Raw genomic sequence first — 3410 nt, 5'->3', positions numbered from 1 at the left:
CGCGCCGCCCGGTGCCGACGGGGTGCTTCCCCCGGAGGAGGTACCCCCGGCGCCCACATTCCCCCGCTCCCGGCTCCTCCCGAGCGGGGGGACCCCCATCAGCGGGGGAACCCCCATCGCCCCGGCGGCACGACTGTCCGCGGGGTGCGGCAGAGCCGGCAACGGCGGGGCTCCCGAGAGGCGGTGGAGGGCCTGGAGGAGTTGGTTCAGGCGGGCGGCGCAGTCGTGCTCCAGGGCCAGGGTGGCGGAGACCCAGGCCAGTTCGGGGCGCATCGCCTCCGACCAGTCGGGGTCCAGGACCGGCTGGAAGGTGTGCAGGCTCGCGCTGACGCGGCGGGCCGCGCGGCGCAGCGCGCGGGCCGCCTCGACGGAACCCTCCGACGTCGCCCCGCCCGCACCGGTCTCCCGGTGGAGGCGCAGCGCGCGGAGGAACTCGGTCGCCTGGGCCCGCAGATAGCCGGCCAGGGCCGTGGGGTCCGTCGGGTCAGGGTGTCGCTGTGCCACGCCGGCGCCTCCGGGCGTCTATGAGCATCTCCTGGACGTTGCGCAGGGGCTGGCCGTCCGCGTCCGTGGCGTGCCGGGTCCACTCGCCGTCCGCGGCGAGGTGCCAGGACTGGGTGGTGTCCGACATGCCGGTCTCCAGCAGCCGGTTCAGGGCCGCCCGGTGGGCGGGGTCGGTGACCCGTACCAGCGCCTCTATGCGGCGGTCGAGGTTGCGGTGCATCATGTCCGCGCTGCCGAACCACACCTCGGGCTCGCCGCCGTTGCCGAAGGCGAAGACGCGGGAGTGTTCGAGGAAGCGGCCGAGGACGGACCGTACCCGCACGTTCTCCGACAGGCCCGCCACGCCCGGCCGGATCGCGCAGATGCCGCGCACCCAGATGTCCACCGGCACGCCCGCCTGCGACGCCCGGTAGCAGGCGTCGATGACGGCCTCGTCGACCATCGAGTTGACCTTGATGCGGACGTAGGCGGGCCGCCCGGCGCGGTGGTGCTGGGCCTCCTTGTCGATGCGGGAGACCAGGCCGTCCCGCAGGGACTTGGGGGCGACGAGCAGGCGCCGGTAGGTCTCGCGGCGGGAGTAGCCGGAGAGCCGGTTGAACAGGTCGGAGAGGTCCGCGCCGACCTGCGGGTCGGCGGTGAGCAGCCCGAGGTCCTCGTAGAGGCGGGCCGTCTTCGGGTGGTAGTTGCCGGTGCCGACGTGGCTGTAACGCCGTAGCGTCTCGCCCTCCTGACGGACCACCAGGGACAGCTTGCAGTGGGTCTTCAGGCCGACCAGGCCGTACACGACGTGGCAGCCGGCCTCCTCCAGCTTGCGCGCCCACTTGATGTTCGCGTGCTCGTCGAAACGCGCCTTGATCTCGACCAGGACCAGCACCTGCTTGCCGGCCTCGGCGGCGTCGATCAGCGCGTCGACTATGGGGGAGTCGCCCGAAGTGCGGTACAGCGTCTGCTTGATGGCCAGCACGTCGGGGTCCTCGGCCGCCTGCTGCAGGAACGCCTGCACCGACGTGGAGAACGAGTCGTACGGATGGTGCAGCAGCACGTCCCGGCTGCGCAGGGCGGCGAAGACGTCGGGCTGGGACGCCGACTCGACCTCCGCCAGGTCGCGGTGCGTGCCGGCGATGAACTTCGGGTACTTCAGCTCGGGCCGGTCCAGGCCGTGGATGCGGAACAGACCGGTGAGGTCGAGCGGGCCCGGCAGCGGGTACACCTCCGCCTCGCCGACCTTCAGCTCGCGCACCAGCAGGTCCAGCACGTCGCGGTCGATGGACTCCTCGACCTCCAGCCGCACCGGCGGCCCGAAGCGGCGCCGCATGAGCTCCTTCTCCAGCGCCTGGAGCAGGTTCTCCGCGTCGTCCTCCTCGACCTCCAGGTCCTCGTTGCGGGTGAGCCGGAAGGCGTGGTGCTCCAGCACCTCCATGCCCGGGAACAGCTCCTCCAGGTGCGCGGCGATGACGTCCTCGATGGGGACGTACCGGCCGGGGGAGCTCTCCAGGAAGCGGGACAGCAGCGGCGGCACCTTGACCCGCGCGAAGTGCTTGTGGCCGGTGACCGGGTTGCGCACGACCACGGCCAGGTTCAGCGACAGGCCCGAGATGTACGGGAAGGGGTGCGCGGGGTCGACCGCGAGGGGGGTGAGGACCGGGAAGATCTGGTGCCGGAAGAGGGTGAACAGGCGGGCCTGCTCCTTCTCCGCCAGCTCGTTCCAGCGGACCAGGTGGATGCCCTCCTCCGCGAGCGCGGGGGCGACGTCCTCGTGGTAGCAGGCGGCGTGCCGGGCCATCAGCTCGCGGGAGCGGGCCCAGATCATCTCCAGCACCTCGCGCGGCTGGAGACCGGAGGCGGAGCGGGTGGCGACACCGGTGGCGATGCGGCGCTTCAGGCCGGCCACGCGGACCATGAAGAACTCGTCCAGGTTGCTGGCGAAGATCGCGAGGAAGTTGGCGCGCTCCAGCAGCGGGGTGTCGGGGTCCTCGGCGAGTTCCAGGACGCGTTCGTTGAACGCGAGCCAGCTCCGTTCCCGGTCGAGGAAGCGGCCCTGCGGGAGCGGAGTGGCGCCGTCCGCCGGCGTCTCCTCGTAGCCGTCGAGGTCCGCGTCGAGGTCGGGATCCAGGTCGGAGACGGATCCGGCCACGGTGTGCGGGCGGTGGGCGGCGATGGAGCCCACGGAGGGCTGCGGGTGCTGTACCTGTGCCTGGGTGCTGGGCTGGCTCATGACCCCATTGTTCCGCGCCACGGGCGTCACGGGCGCGTCGGAAAACGCGGGTGGGAGCGGTGGTGGCCCTGAGGCGTTCCCGTTCCCCCCGTTCACCCTTCGGGGCGGCGAGGCCTCTGGTACAGCGGGATTCATTGACCGAGCGTCGCAAGCCTGTCTGAATCGACGGTTACGGAGACATGACGTCCCGGATATCGGGCGGCGGCCCGCGGGGGTGGGCGGGCCCCGGCACGGGGAGCCGTACGTCCCTCCCCCGCCGGGAGGGACGTACGGACGCGGGCGTCAGGCCGTGCGGCGGCGCAGCAGCCGGAAGGCCGCACAGGCCAGCAGCGCGGCGACGGCGAGCAGGATGCCGGAGGCGACGAGCTGGAGCGGCCAGTAGTGGGCGGCGGGGTGGAAGTCGCGGTAGAAGCCGACGGCGTGCATGTCGGACAGCGTCGCCTCGCACCCGGGCATCATGCTGGTGTAGCAGGGGAGGTCCAGCCGGTCACCGCCGGAGGTCAGCACGCCCTGGCCGACCGTGATGCCCCACCCGGTGGGGCCTTCCCGCAGGCCGCTGGTCTCGGTGGCCGTGGGCCACAGGTGCGGCAGGGCGGCGTGGACGGCCGCCCACAGCGCCCCGAGCGCGACGGCGGCCACGGCGAGCGCGGCCATGGCGCGGCGCAGCAGCAGTCCCGCGAGGACGCCCGCG

General features: G+C 72.7%; 2 protein-coding genes and 1 pseudogene. All 3 read right to left on the bottom strand.

Annotated elements, in window-relative coordinates:
• Nucleotides 1–504, bottom strand: a 504-nt coding sequence (locus tag B7767_RS02530; protein WP_143652160.1) for a CHAD domain-containing protein, incomplete at its 3' end; no start/stop codon positions are given.
• On the bottom strand, nt 485–2719 hold the full coding sequence (locus tag B7767_RS02525; protein WP_085570651.1) for an RNA degradosome polyphosphate kinase: 2235 nt from the start codon (nt 2717–2719) through the stop codon (nt 485–487). The genes B7767_RS02530 and B7767_RS02525, both read right to left, overlap by 20 nt.
• Before the next feature lie 282 nt (nt 2720–3001).
• Nucleotides 3002–3410 (bottom strand): annotated as a pseudogene (locus B7767_RS02520) (ABC transporter permease); the annotation flags it as partial.

The organism is Streptomyces sp. 13-12-16, assembly GCF_002114215.1.
Lineage (GTDB): Bacteria > Actinomycetota > Actinomycetes > Streptomycetales > Streptomycetaceae > Streptomyces.
This window is presented reverse-complemented; position numbering and strand designations above follow the sequence as displayed.

Coding starts and splice junctions, on each gene's coding strand:
- B7767_RS02525 (WP_085570651.1), bottom strand. CDS start 2,719: ATGAGCCAGCCCAGCACCCAGGCACAGGTACAGCACCCGCAGCCCTCC.